At 66.1% G+C, this 18340-nt stretch carries 13 protein-coding genes; 4 read left to right on the forward strand and 9 right to left on the reverse strand.

Going from position 1 to position 18340, the window contains the following annotated elements; translation table 11 throughout:
* Positions 1–130: 130 nt before the first annotated feature.
* The 9 genes from U4Y91_RS17775 to U4Y91_RS17815 form a co-directional block, all read right to left on the reverse strand.
* On the reverse strand, positions 131–364 hold the full coding sequence (locus U4Y91_RS17775; RefSeq protein ID WP_124629338.1) for a flagellar transcriptional regulator FlhD: 234 nt from the start codon (positions 362–364) through the stop codon (positions 131–133).
* Between the two features lie 215 nt (positions 365–579).
* Positions 580–5043 (reverse strand): cellulose synthase subunit BcsC-related outer membrane protein, encoded by a 4464-nt coding sequence (locus U4Y91_RS17780; RefSeq protein WP_321806140.1) that lies wholly within the window; start codon positions 5041–5043, stop codon positions 580–582.
* A 1-nt stretch (position 5044) separates the two neighbouring features.
* Complete coding sequence (gene bcsB / locus U4Y91_RS17785; protein ID WP_321806141.1) at positions 5045–7552, reverse strand: cellulose biosynthesis cyclic di-GMP-binding regulatory protein BcsB; 2508 nt, start codon at positions 7550–7552, stop codon at positions 5045–5047.
* A gap of 15 nt (positions 7553–7567) precedes the next feature.
* Positions 7568–9793 (reverse strand): UDP-forming cellulose synthase catalytic subunit, encoded by a 2226-nt coding sequence (bcsA, locus tag U4Y91_RS17790; RefSeq protein WP_415750472.1) that lies wholly within the window; start codon positions 9791–9793, stop codon positions 7568–7570.
* A complete protein-coding gene (gene bcsQ / locus U4Y91_RS17795; RefSeq protein WP_321806143.1) occupies positions 9742–10521 on the reverse strand; it encodes a cellulose biosynthesis protein BcsQ in 780 nt (259 codons plus the stop codon). Before bcsQ ends, bcsA begins: the two co-directional genes overlap by 52 nt.
* Positions 10518–10943: a cellulose biosynthesis protein BcsP gene (gene bcsP / locus U4Y91_RS17800; protein WP_321806144.1), complete on the reverse strand. Its 426-nt coding sequence runs from the start codon at positions 10941–10943 to the stop codon at positions 10518–10520. The genes bcsQ and bcsP overlap by 4 nt, the downstream gene beginning before the upstream one ends.
* Positions 10944–10988: 45 nt before the next feature.
* Entirely contained in the window at positions 10989–11444 is a 456-nt protein-coding gene (gene bcsD, locus U4Y91_RS17805; protein ID WP_321806145.1) for a cellulose biosynthesis protein BcsD, read from the reverse strand.
* 288 nt (positions 11445–11732) lie between these two features.
* Positions 11733–11966 carry a flagellar transcriptional regulator FlhD gene (locus U4Y91_RS17810; RefSeq protein WP_124668008.1) on the reverse strand — a complete coding sequence of 78 codons (234 nt, stop codon included), beginning with the start codon at positions 11964–11966 and terminating at the stop codon, positions 11733–11735.
* Between the two features lie 827 nt (positions 11967–12793).
* Complete coding sequence (locus tag U4Y91_RS17815; protein WP_321806146.1) at positions 12794–12991, reverse strand: flagellar transcriptional regulator FlhD; 198 nt, start codon at positions 12989–12991, stop codon at positions 12794–12796.
* A 401-nt stretch (positions 12992–13392) separates the two neighbouring features.
* Between U4Y91_RS17815 and galU the strand changes: the two genes are divergently transcribed.
* From galU to U4Y91_RS17835, 4 genes are all read left to right on the forward strand, one after another.
* A complete protein-coding gene (gene galU, locus U4Y91_RS17820) occupies positions 13393–14277 on the forward strand; it encodes a UTP--glucose-1-phosphate uridylyltransferase GalU (protein WP_321806147.1) in 885 nt (294 codons plus the stop codon).
* A 98-nt stretch (positions 14278–14375) separates the two neighbouring features.
* Positions 14376–14957 carry a phosphatase PAP2 family protein gene (locus tag U4Y91_RS17825; RefSeq protein WP_321806148.1) on the forward strand — a complete coding sequence of 194 codons (582 nt, stop codon included), beginning with the start codon at positions 14376–14378 and terminating at the stop codon, positions 14955–14957.
* A gap of 176 nt (positions 14958–15133) precedes the next feature.
* On the forward strand, positions 15134–16399 hold the full coding sequence (locus U4Y91_RS17830; RefSeq protein ID WP_321806149.1) for a glycosyltransferase WbuB: 1266 nt from the start codon (positions 15134–15136) through the stop codon (positions 16397–16399).
* 31 nt (positions 16400–16430) lie between these two features.
* Positions 16431–17840, forward strand: coding sequence for a UDP-glucose/GDP-mannose dehydrogenase family protein (locus U4Y91_RS17835; RefSeq protein ID WP_321806150.1), 1410 nt, complete (start codon positions 16431–16433; stop codon positions 17838–17840).
* Positions 17841–18340: the final 500 nt, after the last annotated feature.

The following is an 18340-nucleotide window of genomic DNA, read 5'->3' on the forward strand; positions in this document are numbered from 1 at the left end:
CCGAAACAGTCGGACCGTCGCGTGATCGCGCACTGCGTTCGGATTCAGGATGCCGTCACGGCGCGCGTACGTCCCTGCGTCCTGACGACGGAGCCGTCCCGATGTCATGGCGAACCGTCGCGCGACGAATTCACGCACAGCCTGGCGCGAACTCGTCGCGAAACTCGCAAAACAGCTTGCCGCGCGTGGCGAGGTGGTCGATCTGGGCCAGTGTCAGCGATGCGATACGCGACGCCGTCATTTCCGAGATGCCGAGTTGTCGCGTGGCCTCGCCCCGGTTAACGAGGAGCAGCCACTTCGCAAGCATGAGATACGATCGATTGAATTCCGCGATCGCATCGGAAATGTCGTGTTGTTCGGCCATGGTCGGTCTTGAAGGGCCTGCGCGTGCGCTTTGCCGGTCGATTCGCTTCGACCCGGTGGTTCGGCACTCGCCGGATTTTCGATGACACACTGTACGTCGCGAACGCACCGCCGGACCGACAAAGCTCTGAACGGATCCGCCAGCGCGCGCAGGCGCGCGTACCGTGGCGTGCACGTCGATTCGCGCGGCATCGCCACGGCGCCCAGCGGATCCGTTCAGTCGGCGTCGGCGAGATACGGCGACGTGAACACGCGCGGCGGGAACACCGGCAGGCCGCCTTGCGGCGTAAAGCTGTAGCGGAGATAGACGGCCGCCGTCCACTCGCGGTACTGATACGCATTGCCGAATGATGCGGTCGCGCCGACGGCGAGTTGCTGGGCGACCTGGTATTCGCCGCGCGCGGCGAGCGAATAGGCGATGCCGGTCTTGCTGCGCGCCGGATACACGGCGCCCGGATCCAACCCGACCGCCTGACTGGCGGCGGCGTTCGCCGCCGCTTGCGACTGCATGCCGGAATCGAGCGGGAAATACGGCACCGCGTTCTGCTGGTAATGCTGCACGCCGAAGGAACCGTTCAGGTCATAGGCAAAGGCCCCCGTTCGCCCCGCATACTCGACCGGTATGTTCAGGATCACGTATTGCTGCGGACTGAAATAGCCTCCATGGCCGTACGTGAAGTACGACTGGTTCTTGCTGAAGCGCATCCACGTCGCATTGACGCCCACGGTGAGCGTCCGGTCGGCGTCGCGCAGCAGGCGCGTATAGGCGCCGCCGCTGCCCTTGCCGGCGAAGTTGCGTTCGACGTGATGGCCATCGTAATAGTCGAACGCGCCCTCGACGTACGCGCCGCTGGTGCCGTCGTCCCAGCTCAGCGCACCGCGTGCGCCGCTGCGCGTCACGCCGCCCCACTTGAGGCCGGCACTCGCATCGCGTGCGCCCGCGAACGAAAGCAGGCTGTCGGTCACCGCGCGACGCGTGACGGCCAGCGAGTAGGCCGCCCGATCGGTGAAGGCACCGTTGAAGCGCACGCCGCCGACCACATCCTGATACGGAAACCCGACTGGCGTCGCGCCGATGTCGGCCTTCAATTGCTTGCCTTCGTAACCGAGGGAGAGACCGACGCCGCTCGCCGTTTCGGAACCCGGCGAGCCGCCGCCGGCCGACCGCGAGAGCCCCGCGCCGAACCGGGCGAGGGTCGGCACGTCGGTGGCCGAGTTGCCGCCGTCGAGCATGACCGGCGTGGCGGTCACGATGACGTGACCGTTGCCGGCCTTGATACGCCCTTCCAGCGGCGCCTCGATGTCGGTGAGGCCGGACAGCCCCGCCTCGCCCGTCCGGTTTCGGAACACGAGGCCGCCCGCTGCCGTGCTGGCCTGCTCGTTGTTCACCTGGGCCAGTTCCGACGCGACGTCGAGCATCTGAGCGTTGGCGCCCGCGCCCGCATCCCGCTGCGGCGCACGGGCCACGGCCTCGCTGCCCGCATAGCCGGCCGGCGGCTGCGGAATATAGCGAGGCAGCGCATCGGGCTGCCCGTATGCCGATGAAAGAATGGGCGAGCGCGCCGCGGCGACCTTCGTCCCGCCGCGGGCGGGCCGGCCCTGCCTGGAGCCTGACGCGGCCGCCGGCGAACCGGTCGCCGCCGCGGCCCGCGACGCGGGCGACATCGGCCACGGCGTGGCGACGTAGCCGGCACAGTCGTCGTTCGGATCGGACTGCGCCACGCATCCCGCGGACGCCCCCGCCGGCGGTGCATCGGCGGCAGGCTCCCGATAAGGCCGGTAGCGCCGCGCGGTCGCGGGCCCGCCCGATTCGCTCGCGCCGGCGGCCGCCTGGCCATAGCCGCCGGGATCGCCGGGATCGCGCGCGGCCGCCTGCAGCGGCATGTCGGGCGGCACCATGCGCGCTGCCGGCATGGCGGACGGGGTGACGTAGGTCGCGGGCGGCGCGGGAGGCATCGTATAGGGCACGGTCGGAGCAGAAGAAGACGGGGTGGACCAGGAAGGCACGCCCGGCAGCGGCAGTACCGCGGCGCCGGCACCGGTCGACGGGGGGGCGACATCGACGGCGGTCTTGCCTTCGAACGGATTGGTGCCGGGCAGCGGGTTCGCACCGATGCGCCGCATCGCGTCTTCCCAGCCGCGCGGAACGTTCGACCGTGCCGGCTTGCTGCTCGGGGGCGGCGTATTGGCGGCCAGCAGCGAACGCTGCAGATACTGCGCGGCGAGCGAAAGATTCCCCTCCGCGCGATACAGACGGCCGGTCGCGGCAAGCAGCCCCGGGTCATCGGGCGCAATACGGAGCGCGGTGGCCGCGAACGCTTCGCCTTCGCGCCAGGCCTTCGCGCCGCTCGCCGCATAGATCGCCGCGACCAGCAATCCCGTATCGTCGGGCCGGCGGGCCAGCGCGACCCGATAGCATTTCAGCGCGTTCGGCGCGTCGCCGGCCGACGTGTACAGCCGCGCGAGCGCGGCCTGGAGTTCGGGACTGTCGGGCATCGCGGCCAGCCACGGCGCGATGACGGCGTAACCGCCGGCGAGGTCGCCTACCTGGCGTACCGCATCGGCCTGACGCACGACGATCTCGAGGTTCAGGCGTTCGAAGTCGCCGCGCTGCGCGGGCGACAGCGGCAGCGCAGCGAGCCGGCGCATCGCGTCGCCCAGCAGCGCATCGTTGCGCACGGTCAGCAGCGTCCGCGCGTACTGCAGCAGCAAATCGGCGTTGTCCGGCTCCCGGGCCAGCGCACGCTGCACGATCCAGAGCGCACGCGACGTGTCGCCGGCCGCGGCATAGCCCGCCGCCAGTTGCGCCGCGAGTGCCGGCAGCGACTGACCGATTCCCTCCGCGTCGTGCAGCATGTCGAGCGCCTGCGCACGGCGGCCCTCGCGCACCATCCGTGTCGCCAGCGCCACCTGCTGGCCCACCCAGAGGCGGTGCTGCAACGTCGTCATCGCCGCCGTGCGTTGCGCGGGCGCGATGCGCTCCAGCCGCTGCAGCCCGAGGCTCCAGTCTTGCGTCTGCTCGGCCAGCAGCGCGCCGGCATAGAGCGCGTCGGTCATGTCAGGCCGCTCGGCCAGCAATCCGTCCATCATGCTGCGTGCCGATGCGATCGCGCCTTGCCGCACGTACACGCGCGCCAGATCCAGCCGCAGCCACGGATCGTCCGGATTGCCGGCGAGCGCGTCCTCGAACAGGCTGCGCGCCGTGCCCAGATCGCCGCGCGCTTCGGCTTGCCGCGCCTGCGCCGCTTCGGCCGTTCGGCGCAACCGGTCGAGGCCGCCGGCCTTCGACTGCTGCTCGGCGCTCAGTTGCGTCGCGAACTGCAATGCTTCGTCGCCGCGCCCCTGCGCGGCCAGCGCGCCGACCAGACCGCGTATCGCGTCCGGGTTGTCGGACTGACGCCGCAACGCCATCCGGTACGCCTGCTCGGCGCCACGCGCATCGCGATTCTCCAGCAGCGCATCGCCGAGCATCACCTGCGCGGTGACGTTCGACGGATCCGCAAGAATCGCGCGTTCGAACAGCGCTTTCGCTCGCGCGAAGTCGCCGTTGCTTTGCGCGCCGAGCGCCTCGCTCGCGTAGGACCAGTATGTCGCACTGCCGAGCGCCGAGCGCCAGCGCGCCGCATTCCCGCCTCGCGACGCGCGTTCCAGATCGGTTCTCGCCTGTGCAAAACGCTCCTGCTTCAGTGCGACGATACCGCGGCCGCCCAGCGCGTCGCTGTCGTTCGGCGACGTGGCGAGCACGGCATCGAAGCGGGCCCGCGCCGTGTCCAGATCGCCGCGCTCGAGTGCCGCGAAGCCCTCCTCGATCGCGTGGCCGCGCGCTTCGTTCGATGCGCCCCGTTGATCGCCCTCGCGCGCGGTTTGATCCTGTCGCACCATGCTGTCGTAGCGTGCCTTGACCGGCGGATCGTCGGGCACCACCTTCAGGTAGGCGAGGTAGCGCGCCTGATCCGACGGCCTTGCCGCGAGCCAGAGCAGCGCCTGGCGCCAGCTCTGGCGCGCCGCTTTCCCGACTTTCGCGTCGGCGGACAACGACTCGAGCCGCGCGATGCCGTCGCGGCGCGTCGCATCGCGATAGGTCAGGTGCTGCGCATACGCGAGTGCGTAGCGCGGATCGTCGGGGTTGTCCCGCGCGAGACGTTCCAGGCCGCGCCGGGCTTCAGTCCATCCGCTCGGCGTGGCCGCGAGCGCCTGGAAGTACTCGAGCTGCAGCGCGGGCGATGACGGCGCGCCTTGCAGCGCACGCTGATACTGTTGCGCGGCGAGTGCGCTCTGCCCCGTCTGCGCGAGGCGGCGCGCGTCGCTGATCTCGCCGTCGCGCACGCTCGCCTCGCCCAGCCGCAGGCCAAGCTCGTCGGTCCGCGCGAAGCCGGGGGCGATCCGGCGCAACTGTTCCAGGTAGCGGCGCGCACCGTCGACGTCCTTGCGATCGGCGAGCACCATGCCCATGCCGAACAGCGCGTCGGGCTGATTCGGATCGACACCCAGCACCTTCTTCCAGGCCTGCGCCGCGAGGTCGCCCCGGCCATGCGCCTGCCAGTACCGCCCCTGATCGACGAGTACCTTCAGCGGATCGCTGGCGGCCGCCGCCGCGTGCGACAGTGCCAGCGCGAGCAGCAGACTCGCGACACCGCCCGCGCGGGCGGCGCCGAGCCCGCGTAACCGTCGGTTTCGCATGTCACTCCTTCAGCCGGCGCGCCGCACGCGCACGCAGCAGACGATAGAAGAGCGCCGCCGCGACGAACGCGGCCAGCACGCTGAACAGCGCAAGCAACAGCGGACGTCCCGACAGAAACCAGCGCAGGTACGTGACCGGCGGCAGCGCACCGACGTGATACGACGTTTCGTTCGACGTCACCGTGACGGTGCGATCGCGAATCACGACCATCGCGCCCTGGACCGACGTGAGCATGTCGTCGTCGAGCAGCGCGCGGCCGAGCGCCTCGTCCGCCTGCCCGCTCGCGCTGATCAACGCGACGGCGCTGCGCGTCTTGCGCAACGGCGACTCGAAGCCGGCGATCAGCGCGCGCGTGCCGTCCGCGACGATCGACAGGCCGGCACGCACGCGCTCGCGCTCGGCGCCAGGCGACGGCGCCGCCTCGGCGCCGCCGAACAGGCCACCAAACAGGCCGCCGAACCGGCCGCCGTCGCGATCCGTGCCGAACGGCATGCGCGCCGCCCAGCGGGTCAGCAGCGGCTGGGTGTCCGGCGCGCCGAGAATCAGCAGATCCTTGGACGCGAACGCACCGACACCGGCGGCGTCCGTCACCGTCACACCGCTGACCGGATAGCCCGTCGACACGCCCATGCGTCCCATCGCGAGCAGGTACAGGCCGTAGACGTCCGCGCTCGGCTCGGCGGGCAGCACGACGGCCGTGTCCGACAGGTCGGCCATCCGCGTGAACGGAAAGCCGCTGTTCGCAAACGCGGCGAGGTCGGGCAGCGCCTTGTAGTGCGGAAACGACGACACGTCGATCGTCGAGTCCGGGTCGATCGAACCTGCGACGTTCTGCAACAGCCGCCCCGTGCATCGGCCCATATCCGGGATCTCGTAGAAGAAGTGCAACTGCAACGGCGTGCGCGGCGTGAGCAGCAGCGACGGCACGTGCAGCGTCGCGCGGTCGATACCGTTGGCGACGAACGGCAGGTAGCGACCCAGGCTCCAGCGCGACGTTTCCCGTGGCGGGATCGGCAGCGCCTTCACGAACGTGTCGCCGACGCTCAGGTTGAGCGACGAACGGTCGGCGCGCAGCGTCGGCGTGTAGCGATAACGCAGGTCGATCGGCGCGCCGCGCGTATCCCAGGTGAACAGATCGGGGGCGACGCGCAGATCGATCCGGACGGCGCCCGCGTCGTATCCGGACACGCTGAGCGCGCGCCCATCGGCCAGTTCGCCGATCCGCACCGGGCGCGTCGACGACAGCCAGTTCGGCGCGTCGTACGGCACGCGCGGCGCGACGTTCTCGAGCCGGCTCACCGTGGCATGCGTACCCGCAAGCGTCTTGCTGCCGAGCGCGAGCGTGAGCGCGGCGACCTTCACTTCGTCCGGCGTGCGGCCGAGCACCAGCAGCAGCTGGCCATGAGCGGGCGCCTGCCGCTCGACGACGGCCAGCGTCGGTCCGTCGATCGCCGGCAGCGTCACGCCGTCCAGACGATCGTCGGCCGTCGCGAACACCACCGCATTGCCCGATTCAGGCAGGCCGCCGGGCCGGGCCGGAAACCGCGCGCCGCGATACGAGGCCAGCGCGCCGAACCACGACGCGACGATGCCCGCCGCTTCCAGCGTCTCCCGCGGCGGTCGCGCGGCGAATGCGAACGGCAGCTCGAGCCGCCGGACGTCCCGCGAATCGAAGAACGGCGCGGGCAGGACGCCGAGTTCCGGCCGCTCCGGCAGCGCCGCATAGGTCAGCTCGAGCCGGCTCGCGTTGCTCACCGTTGCCCACAGCGACGAGTTGGCGGGATCCTCGCAGTCTTTCGTGTAATGACCGATCAGCTGAACGTTCAGATGGTTGTACTCGGTGACGAAGCGCGGATCGATCGACACGTCGCGCGCAACCGTCATGCCCGCTTGAGCGGCCGGCAACGGCAGCGTCGCCGCCACTTCGCCGTTGATCAGCACCTTGAGCTGCGACAGATCCGGCAGCAGCGCGGGCGAGTAGCTGTAGACCAGATGCAGCGTCGCGCCCATGACGACCTCGTCGCGACGGACCGAGAACGCGATGCCGTTCTGGCCGTCGGTGCCGCGCAGCTGCAGCGGATCGCGTGCCCCGAGATCCGCGAACGTCAATGCCTGGCGCCGGCCGCCGGGCACGAGCGTGCCAGGCTCGGCCGTGGTCGGCAGCGTGCCGAAGCGGCGGCGCGCGGCGTCGGCCGCCGGCACCGGTTCGGCGAGCAGCGCCGGGCGCACCGTGGCGGGCCCGACGGGTATGGCCGGCGACGGCGGCGCCGCGTCGCCCGACGACATCGCGCCGTCCGCTGCCCGCATCGCGCCGGGTGCCTGCATCCCGGTGGCCGCGGCCCAGCTGCCCGATGCGATGCCGCTCGCCATTGCCCAGAGCAGCAGCGACACCATCCTGCGCGACATGCGCGCATACCGGCCGACACGTGCAGGAACCGCGACAACCGCACCCTGCGAAATGCACGCCTTGCGGCGCGTGCTGCCGCGCTGTCGCGACGACCCCGTCATTCTTTCCGCCTCATGCTATTTTTTTTCGTTGCTGCGGCCACCGCGCGCGTACACGCGCAGGTCCGCGTACAGGCGCGCGATCAGGCGAAGTAAGCCCTGCACGCCGACCTTCAACAGATGCAGGAACGCACGCGGCGGCGAATCGGGACGGCGGCCGTCCGTCCAGTCGATCCATGCGTCCGCGCGGGCAAAGGTCGAACTGACGAGATCGAACTCCTGCTGTTGCGACAGGCTCTCGAACCGGATGCCAAGGCGTCCTGGTTCGACGTATTCGACCGTCGCGGGAAATGCGTACTCGTCGACACCGCGAAACAGCGATACCGTTACCGGTTCGCCACGCGGAATGCGCGCATCGTCGGGGACCGCCACGCCGATCCCGCCCTCCGAGTAGTCACGCGTTTCGCATGCCAGTGTCCGGCCGTTCGCGAAGCGCAGCATCACCGGAATCCGCGCCGCGACGCGATGGGACACGCGTACCTGCCGGCGCTCGTTCGCCGCCGCGACGGCGAGCCCCAGAATCAGGATGTTGTAGGTCGTCCATGCCAGGTTGAACGCCGTCGTCTGGACTTCGCTGCCGACGTGACGGTTGAGCGACAAGTTCAGGACGCCCACCGCGAGGCCGATCACGTTCAGGATCACCAGGCTCAGATACGGTTTCGACACCGCCCAATCGAAGTAGCCGCGGTCGATGCGTCCGCCCTTGGCCGTCACGTTGAACTTGCCCAGCCGGGGATTGATCAGCGCAAGCATCGTCGGCAGCGCGATGTACGACGCCAGCACGGCTTCGTAGACTTCGGCCCAGAACGAATGCCGGAACCGGCCCTGCATCCGCGAGTTCGTCACGTTCGCATGGATGACGTGGGGCAGCGCATAGAGCGCCAGCATCGTGGCCGGGGCATGGATCACATGTGCGTCGAAAAACAGGAACGACAGCGGTGCGGTCAGGAACACGAGCCGCGGGATCCCGTAGAAAAAATGCATCATCGCGTTCAGGTAGCACAGCCGCTGGCTCAGCGTCAGTCCGCGCCCGAACAGCGGGTTGTCGATGCGGAATATCTGCGTCATGCCGCGCGCCCAGCGGATGCGCTGGCCGATGTGCCCGGTCAGGCTCTCGGTGGCCAGCCCCGCCGCCTGCGGTATCGCAAGATAGGCCGTCGTATAGCCGCGGCGATGCAGCTTGAGCGCGGTGTGCGCATCCTCGGTCACCGTCTCCGTCGCGATGCCGCCGATCTCCTCCACCATCGAGCGGCGCATCAGCGCGCACGATCCGCAGAAAAACGTCGCGTTCCAGAGATCGTTGCCGTCCTGCACCAGTCCGTAGAACAGTTCGCCTTCGTTCGGCACCTTTCTGAAAATGCCGAGGTTGCGCTCGAACGGGTCCGGCGAAAAGAAGTGATGCGGCGTCTGCAGCATCGACAGCTTCGGATCCCGAATGAACCAGCCGAGACAGATCTGCAGGAACGAACGCGTCGGCACGTGATCGCAATCGAAGATCGCGACGAATTCGCCGTCGGTGATCTTCAACGCTTCGTTGAGGTTGCCGGCCTTCGCATGGCGATTGTGATCGCGAATCGTCCAGTGCACGCCGACCGACTCGCAGAACGCGCGGAATTCCGGGCGACGTCCGTCGTCCAGCACGTGGATCGACAGCTTGTCGGCCGGGTAATCCAGCGCGAGCGCCGCGTAGATGGTCGGCTTGACGACGCTCAACGGTTCGTTGTACGTCGGAATGAACACGTCGACGCTGGGCCAATGCGCGCGCGACGCGGGCAACGGCAGCGGCTTGCGTCCGAGCGGCCACGCGGTCTGGAAGTAGCCGAGGATCAGCACCGCCGCCGCATAGACTTCGGAAGCCGCGAGCAGCGTGCCCCACACCGCGTCGAGCGGATGCGACCACACCAGCGTGCCGGACAATCTCCAATACATATACCGGCCGGTGGCCACCACCGACAGCACGATCATGACGAGCGTCGCATAGCGTCCGCCCAGGCGACGGACCACCAGCGAACAGGCGATGCAGCAGGTGGCGAACACGAGTTGCCCGATCGTGTCGAGCGGCACGGTACACACGAAATACAGCGCCAGCAGCGTGCAGGCGGCCACCGGCAGCGCGACGAGCCAGCCGCTCCCGGGCAACGCATCGACGAACCGGTCGGCCGCCGACGGCCGCGCGACCTCCCCGCGGGCGCTCAAGCGATGCTCCGCGCGGTGTCGCGCCGATCGAGCACGCGCTCGAGCCATGCACCGCACGCGTTCAGGTCGGCGGCGGCCTGCGAACGCGGATCGTAGCGATTCACGGTCGTCCGGGACGCGAGCGATTCCGCGACCCCTTCATCCCTGTGAATCACGCCGCCGAACCGGGCTGCGCCGAGGCTGTCGCACAGCACGCGCAGCACATCGCGGCCCAGCTCGCGCGACTGATCGACCTGATTGACCACGTAGCCGTCGCCCACGAAATCCGCGCGGCTCGCGGCATAGGCGTCGAGCATCCGCCGCATCTGCGGAATCGTTGCGTACGAGGCCGCATCGGCCAGCACGACCTTGAGCACGAAATGCGCGGCCGTCAGCGCGGCGCGCATGTAGACCGAGGTGCCCGGCGGCGTATCGATGATCACGATGTCGTCGTCGCCGAGCCCGAGCGCGGCAAGCCCGTGCGCGAGCCACGACGGATCGCGGTCGAGCAGCCGCTCGAAGCGGCGTTGATCCGTTTCGCTGACCAGGCCGAACGGAAACACCGTGATCCCGTCGACGACCACGGCCGGCCAGTTCAGCCTGTCGAGCGCGGCATGGGCGAGCCCGTCGGTCATATCGAGAGGCACGCCGAAATGCAGCTTCAGCGCATTCTGCGGATCGAGATCCACCACGCTCACGCGCCGGCGTCGCGACGCCGCCATCACGGCCGCGAGATTCGCCGCCAGCGTCGTCTTGCCGACGCCGCCCTTTGCTGAAGCGATCGCAACGATTTTCATGAGCGGCCGGTCCACACCGATGGCTTCTTCGGCCCCTCTCCCGTCGCCTCCGTGCGCAGCCGCTCGAACAACCGAACCAGCGGCTGTGACGGACCTTGCGCATCCGTGCTGTCCGATGCCGCCGGCCTGCCGACCAACTTCTTCAGCGTGCCGGATGCTTGATCCCGCCTGCCGATATCCGGCGCAGACGCAGGCAACGCATGCGTGTCGGCCAGTACGATTTTGCGCAGGCTATCCGCGCCATCCGGCGACCTGGCGCCCGGCTGCCCCTGCGACTCGCGCTCGCGCAACTCGACACCGCCGAGCAGCGGCCAACGCGCGCGGGCCACTTCGGCATCCGCTTCGGCACGTACTTCGTGATAGCGTCCGGCATCGCCGCCAAAACGCTTGAACAACGATTCGATATCCCGTGAAGTCGACATAGCGTGCCCATTTGTTGTCGCGGAAGTTCCGGTCGGCCCGGTCGCTCAGTTCTTTGCGCGCGCAACACGCAGTTCGATCCGCGCGTCGTCCGTCGGCGCGACGTCCTGCGTCACGCGCAAACCGGTCGCGCCGACGCTGTCGAACCAGCCTTGATACGCGCCTTCCAGGAAGGCGGAGGACCATGCGAGACAGCCGCCGCCGAACGCGCGCAACGGCGCGGCGTAATGAACGATGCGCAGGAAATCGTGTTCGTCGGACAGTTCGGCGTAACCCCACTGCATGTCGCGCCAGCGGGCATTCAATGCATCCGCGAGATCGTCCGTCGATTCGCAAGGGCCAAGTGGATGCGCGGCTGCGAAGCGCATGCCGATGCGCGCCATCAATTGCCTCAGCTCGTCTCGATCGAGCTGATCGGTGAATTCAGCGGCCAATGCCTCCAGGAAGCCGCGCCATTGGATCGACACATGGCGCTCGAGTAGATGCTCCAACATTCCCTGCATGGACGACGAATTCCCGGTGAAAGACAATTAAATTATCGGCGTGGCCGCATCGTGTGCTTCGCGTGCGGGCATCGTGGCAACAGCGTTTTTGCGCATCGTAGCGAATCCAATTAGACGAATGAGGTTCGATATCTAGCCGAAAAACGCCAAACTATCGGCCACCCCCGACAATTGACGGGAGCGGCCACGGCGGCAGCCGAGCGCGATCGGCCGCGCGGACAGGCAACCCGGTATTCGGCCAGGTTCGCGCGCGGTGCGACGCATGAAACGTTGGAAACGGTCGCGGTATCAGGCCCGGCCGGGCGAGGATTCCGCGCGAAATTCGCAGAACAATTCGCGACGCTCGGCGAGTTCGTCGATCTGTGCCGGCGTCAATGCGGCGACGATCGCAGCCGTCTCATCCGACATGCCCAGTTGTTGTTTCGCCGCTTCGCGATCCGCTTGCAGCAAGCGCTGGGCAAGCGTCAGATACGAACGGTTGAATTCCGCAATCGCGTCGAAGATGTCGTCCTGTTCGGGCATGGGCGTTCCTGATTTTTGACGGTGATTGCATTCAGCCGGCCGCAGGGCGCGTATTGGCAATACGCGGAGTTTCGGCCACGCACTCTACGTGTCGCGCACGGCGACAAGCGGACAAAACCTAGCGGTAATCCGCCACATCGTGGTTTTCTTGTATTGCCGTTCGTGAAAGCACGACATGACGGACCAGCGACGCGCGGTTCAGTAACGTCATGTGACGATCGCCGGTCCACCAAAATGCTTGACGGAATGCGCGGCGCCGCCAGCGTCCGAATTAAAGACGACGGTAAATACGCATCGGGGGACGAGACGACGACGCGACACTGCCGATGCGCCCGGACACGCAATGCCGCGTGATCGCCGCGGCCGGCAGATGCCTGCTATGCAGCCCGTATCGCACGCTCGCGCCAGAAATCGCCGCGGGCGCCGAAAATCTTGCTGCACCATTTGGTGCCGTCCCAATACACGGGAAAGCCGTACGTGTGTCCCGGCCATCGGCCTTCACACCACATCGGTTCCGCGGGAGGATCGGTGCATGGAAGCCAGACGCCGGCCCAGCCGGTGCGCTGCCGTTGTTCGGATATCGTCATGGTGTCTATGGTCGCATGCGTCATGGTGACTCCACTTTCATCCATCTCTTTGGCAATTGCGTTTCAACGCTAAATATATTTTGTTCGGTTCTTGTTCTTTCTTCGCGTATAGCGGGACCGTGGCACGCTTTCGTCCACGCGTGCCGGAAACTCGACGGCTCCCGGCCGCGGGCCACCGTCGCAATCAGGCCTGCACTCTTTCCAGCAGATGTTGCGACGAAACGACGTCAACCCTGCCGCCTAAGACTGCGATCCGCGGCCGACCAGCGCTTCGATCTCGGTTGGTGTCAGCGCGATGATCCATGACGCGATCTGATCCGAGATGCCCAACTCGCGTGCCGCGACCGCGCAATCGATCTTCAACATCTGCTGCATCAGTTCGAGATAGGCAGGATCGAGTGCGCCCAACGCACGGCAAATATCATCCTCTTCCGTCATCACGCTCTCCTAATGACACGCCCGTGAACGCGATGCATCGGCACCCACTCGCATCTGCACAATCCGGCCGGGTTCCGGGCTTGCGCTTCGAACCGTATCCCAACCGAGCGAACGCCTGTCGACAAACGACAGACGTCATCCGCTATATAACGCCGAGCCGACCATTTGCACACTGTTTCAAAATAATTCTTGCGCCAATGTGTGGCCTCGCAATCAACCTGTCGGATTCACCCAAGATTCAGTCGCCGCATTATTTCCGAACACATTAGGATTTCCGGAATCGCACGTGCGCGACCATGCAATTGCGTCCTGTGCGACTTCGAATCTTTTGTTGCGTCCGGACACCGACATCGCACCTCGACGTTGTCTGCTCTTCATTCCGAACCCATGGAATTACCACTATGTTGAAAGTGACGAAAGCCGTCTTTCCGGTCGCCGGCCTGGGCACGCGGTTCCTGCCGGCCACCAAGGCCAGTCCCAAGGAAATGCTGCCGGTCGTGGACAAACCGTTGATCCAGTATGCGGTCGAGGAAGCGATCGAAGCGGGCATCACGGAGATGATTTTCGTGACCGGACGCAGCAAGCGCGCGATCGAGGATCATTTCGACAAGTCGTACGAGATCGAGGCGGAGCTCGAGGCACGTGGCAAGGACAAGCTGCTGTCGCTGGTGCGCAGCATCAAGCCGAGCCACGTCGACTGCTTTTACGTGCGCCAGGCCGAAGCGCTCGGGCTCGGTCATGCCGTGCTGTGCGCGGAGAAACTCGTCGGCGACAATCCGTTCGCGGTGATCCTCGCCGACGATTTGCTCGATGGCCCGAAGCCGGTGTTACGCCAGATGATCGACGTCTTCGATCACTATCACGCGTCGGTCATCGGGGTCGAGGAAATCGCTCCTGAAGATTCGAAATCTTATGGCGTGATCGACGGCAAGCGCTGGGAAGACGATCTCTTCAAGCTGTCCGGCATCGTCGAGAAGCCCGAACCGGCGAATGCGCCGTCGAACTTCGGTGTCGTCGGCCGTTACGTGTTGAAACCGAAGATCTTCGAGCATCTTCGCGGGCTCAAACCCGGCGCGGGCGGCGAATTGCAACTGACCGACGCGATCCAGTCGCTGCTCACCGATGAACAGGTGCTCGCGTACCGCTACGACGGCACACGCTTCGATTGCGGCAGCAAGCTCGGGTACCTGAAGGCGACGATCGAGTTCGCGCTGCGGCATCCGGAGGTTGCGGCGGACTTCGAGCGGTATTTGCTTGCGCGGATGTCGGAACAGCTGGTCATCTGATGCCGATCGTGCGCCGCGGTGACGCGCGGCGCGTCACGTTGCTGGCTTTTCATCCCACGAGCGATCGATAACTCCGTTTCGTCCAGCGAGGACCGGGCATGTGGCTCGCTATCGGCAACCTCGGTGACGCGGCGCTGACGCTGCCGCTTGCCGCCATCTGTTTCGCGTGGCTCACTCGTTCGATGTATGGCTGGCGCATTGCGTTGTCGTGGGTCGTGCTGCTTGCCGTCGCGATGCTCGCCGTCGGACTGACGAAAGTTCTCTACGCCGGATGCGGATTGCAGATCCGGTCGATGAACTTCCGCATGATCAGTGGGCACACGATGCTTGCCGCGACTGTCTGGCCGATGGCGTGCCTGCTGATGCTGCACGACGGATGGGACGTTCGCCCAGGCGCGGCGCTATTGCCGGGACTCGCCCTCGCCGCGACGATTGGCGTTGCACGCGTACGCGACGATGCGCATAGCGCGTCCGAGGTGATCGCGGGGTGGTTGCTCGGTGCGCTCGTTACCGTCGTGTTGCTGAAACGATGGACGGACGCACCGATCCTGCCGCCGGCAATGCGTCCGCTCGCCGTGGCTTCAACGCTTGCCGTGTCTGCCCTCGCCTACGGATATCACGCACCGATTCAGGCGGCTATCGAGATGTATTCGCCGCTGGTTTGCACGCGTCATTTTTGACAACGGCCTGCCGCATCGGGTAACGCTGCCCGCGGTGTGCAATCTCGTCCACGATTCGCACGGCCGCCGCCGACAATTGGCGGCACCGATCAACATTCTGTCGGACTCGCACGATAAGCATTACCGACAATGCGCTTATAACGCACCGCACCATTTTTATCTTTCGCTGGAAGCCGATGAAGATCCTCGTCTACGGCATCAACTATGCGCCCGAGCTGACCGGCATCGGCAAGTACACCGCCGAAATGGCGGAAACACTCGTCGAAAAAGGCCACACCGTGCGCGTCGTGTGCGCACCGCCGTACTACCCCGAATGGCGGGTCGCCAGCGGCTACTCGGCGCTGAGCTACTCGACCGAACGCCGCAGCGGCGTCGCGCTTTGGCGCGCGCCGTTGTGGGTTCCGTCGCGACCGAGCGGTGCGCGCCGCATCGCGCATCTCGCGAGCTTCGCGCTTTCGAGCTTCCCCGTCATGCTGCGGCATGCGTTCTGGCGGCCCGACGTCGTCGTGTGCATCGCGCCAAGCCTGCTGAACGCGCCCACCGGTTGGCTCGTCGCACGGTTGACCGGTGCCCACGCGTGGATTCATATCCAGGATTACGAGGTCGATGCGGCGTTCAGTCTCGGGATGCTCAAGGGATCTCTGCTGAAGCGCGCCGTGCTCGCCATCGAGCGCACGCTGCTCAAGCGCTTCGATACCGTGTCGACGATCTCCGGGAAGATGGTCGAGCACGCGCTGCGCAAGGGGATTCAGTCGAGCAAGCTCGTGCATTTCTCGAACTGGGCCGACACCCACTCGATCTACCCGCTCAAACGGCCGAGCGAGCTGCGAACGGCGTTGTACATCTCTCCCGCCGCGACGGTGGTGCTCTATTCCGGCAACATGGGTGCGAAGCAAGGGCTGGATATTCTGGCCGATGCGGCCCAACGGCTCGTATCGCGCGACAATCTGGTGTTCGTCTTCTGCGGCAACGGGCCCGCGCGCGCCGAGCTCCTCATGCGCTGCGGCGGCCTCAGGAACTGCCGCTTCATCGAGCTGCAGCCTATCGGCCGGCTCAACGAGCTCCTGAATCTGGCCGACATTCACGTCCTCCCGCAACGCGCCGACGCTGCCGACCTCGTCATGCCGTCGAAGCTGACCGGGATGTTCGCGAGCGGGCGGCCCGTGATCGCGATGGCGAGCCCGGGGACGGAGCTGCATGACGTGGTCGCGCCGCGCGGGATCGTCGTGCCGCCGGGCGATTCCGAAACGCTTGCATCGACTATCGACGCGCTCGCCGCCAATGCGGCCGAGCGCGCTCGCCTGGGACAGGCCGGGCGCAGATTCGCCGAGGCTGTCCTGTCGCGTGACGCGGTGTTGAGCGATTTCGACACGAAGTTGCGCGCATTGCGTCCCGAGCCGTCCAATGCCGACGTGTCAGGCGCACGGCATTCGGATTTTTGAACCCGCAATCGATTCCTCTCCATACGGCAACATGAAAATCACCATCATCGGTACCGGTTACGTAGGCCTCGTGACGGGCGCATGCCTTGCCGAAATCGGCAACGACGTGTTTTGCGTCGACGTCGATCAACGCAAGATCGATATCCTGAACGACGGCGGCGTACCGATTCACGAGCCCGGCTTGAAAGAGCTGATCGATCGCAATCGTGCGAGCCGCCGGTTGCAGTTCTCGACCGACATCGAGGCCAGCGTCGCGCACGGCGACATCCAGTTCATCGCGGTCGGCACGCCGCCCGACGAGGATGGCTCCGCCGATCTGCAGTATGTGCTCGCCGCCGCGCGCAATATCGGACGGTATATGAGCGGACCGAAGGTGGTGGTCGACAAGTCGACCGTTCCGGTCGGCACCGCGCTGCACGTGCGCGATGCGATCGCAACCGAGTTGACCCGCCGCGGCCTGCGCCACGAATTCTCGGTCGTGTCGAATCCCGAGTTCCTGAAGGAAGGCGCGGCCGTCGACGATTTCATGCGGCCCGATCGTATCGTGATCGGCACCGACACCGACGAGGCCGGCGAGCGTGCACGCGAACAGATGAAGCGGCTGTATGCGCCGTTCAACCGCAATCACGAGCGTACGCGCTACATGGACGTGCGCTCGGCGGAATTCACCAAGTATGCGGCGAATGCGATGCTGGCGACGCGGATCTCGTTCATGAACGAGCTCGCGAATCTTGCGGATCGCGTCGGCGCGGATATCGAAGCCGTGCGCCGGGGGATTGGTTCGGATCCGCGCATCGGGTATGACTTCCTTTACGCCGGTGTGGGTTACGGTGGTTCGTGTTTTCCGAAGGATGTGCGAGCGCTGGTGCAGACCGCTGCCGAGTACGGGCAGTCGCTGCGCATTCTGGAAGCCGTCGAGGCGGTCAATGATGCGCAGAAGAAGGTACTGCTCGAGAAGATCTCGGAACGCTTCGGGGACGATCTGTCGGGGCTCACGTTCGGGGTGTGGGGACTCGCGTTCAAGCCCAATACCGATGATATGCGCGAAGCGCCGAGCCGTGAGCTCGTGGTTGGGCTTCTGAAGCGTGGTGCGAACGTGCGTGCTTATGATCCTGTTGCGACGGATGAGGCGCGGCGCGTGCTTGCGCTCGATCTGAGCGACGATCCGGCCGCGCATTCGCGGCTCGAGTTCGTGACGACGTCGGAAGAGGCCGCTGCAGGGGCCGATGCGCTCGTGATCGTCACGGAGTGGAAGGTGTTCAAGAGCCCGAATTTTGCGGCGCTCGTCGAGTTGTTGAGCGAGCCGGTGATTTTCGATGGGCGGAATCTTTATGAGCCGGAAACGATGGCGGAGTTGGGGGTCGAGTATTACAGCATTGGGCGGGCGGGTGTGGGGGGGACGCGTGAAGCAGAGACGACGTTGAAGGTGGCGCGGGGGTAGGAACGACGTTTGTGTGGGCAGCGCAAGGGGAGCGACATGTCGACTCGAGACTATCAATCTTTCGCATGCCCTCCTCTCGCGCCCCGATAATTCCTAGCTAACAAATGTCAACCGAGACGGGTTTCCTGGCGGCGTGCCGGGACGCTAACGTGACACCGCATGTAGCACAGCGATTGATGATCGCAAAACACATTGGGCGAACCACGTATCGGTCGGCGCAAACAAAAATACATCGAGCACGCCAGGCGATGTATATCAGCCGCGAGCGAGCCGAGTAGCTTCCCTGCTGACTCTAGCGGCTTACGACCTTATTCGTGTGCGCGCGCTGGTCGAGCGGAAAGTGGTATAAAACCGCAAATTAGCGGGAAATGAAATTGTCACATCCACATTACGGATGCTCCGAATCAAACCGACGCGAACCAGCCTGCGCTATAGCGCTTTGGACGGGCATGCTGAGCATCGGTAACGTACATTACAACAGACCACTAGAGACGGACGCC

Origin of the sequence: Burkholderia sp. BCC1993 (assembly GCF_905339865.1) — a bacterium.
In the GTDB taxonomy this organism is placed as follows: domain Bacteria; phylum Pseudomonadota; class Gammaproteobacteria; order Burkholderiales; family Burkholderiaceae; genus Burkholderia.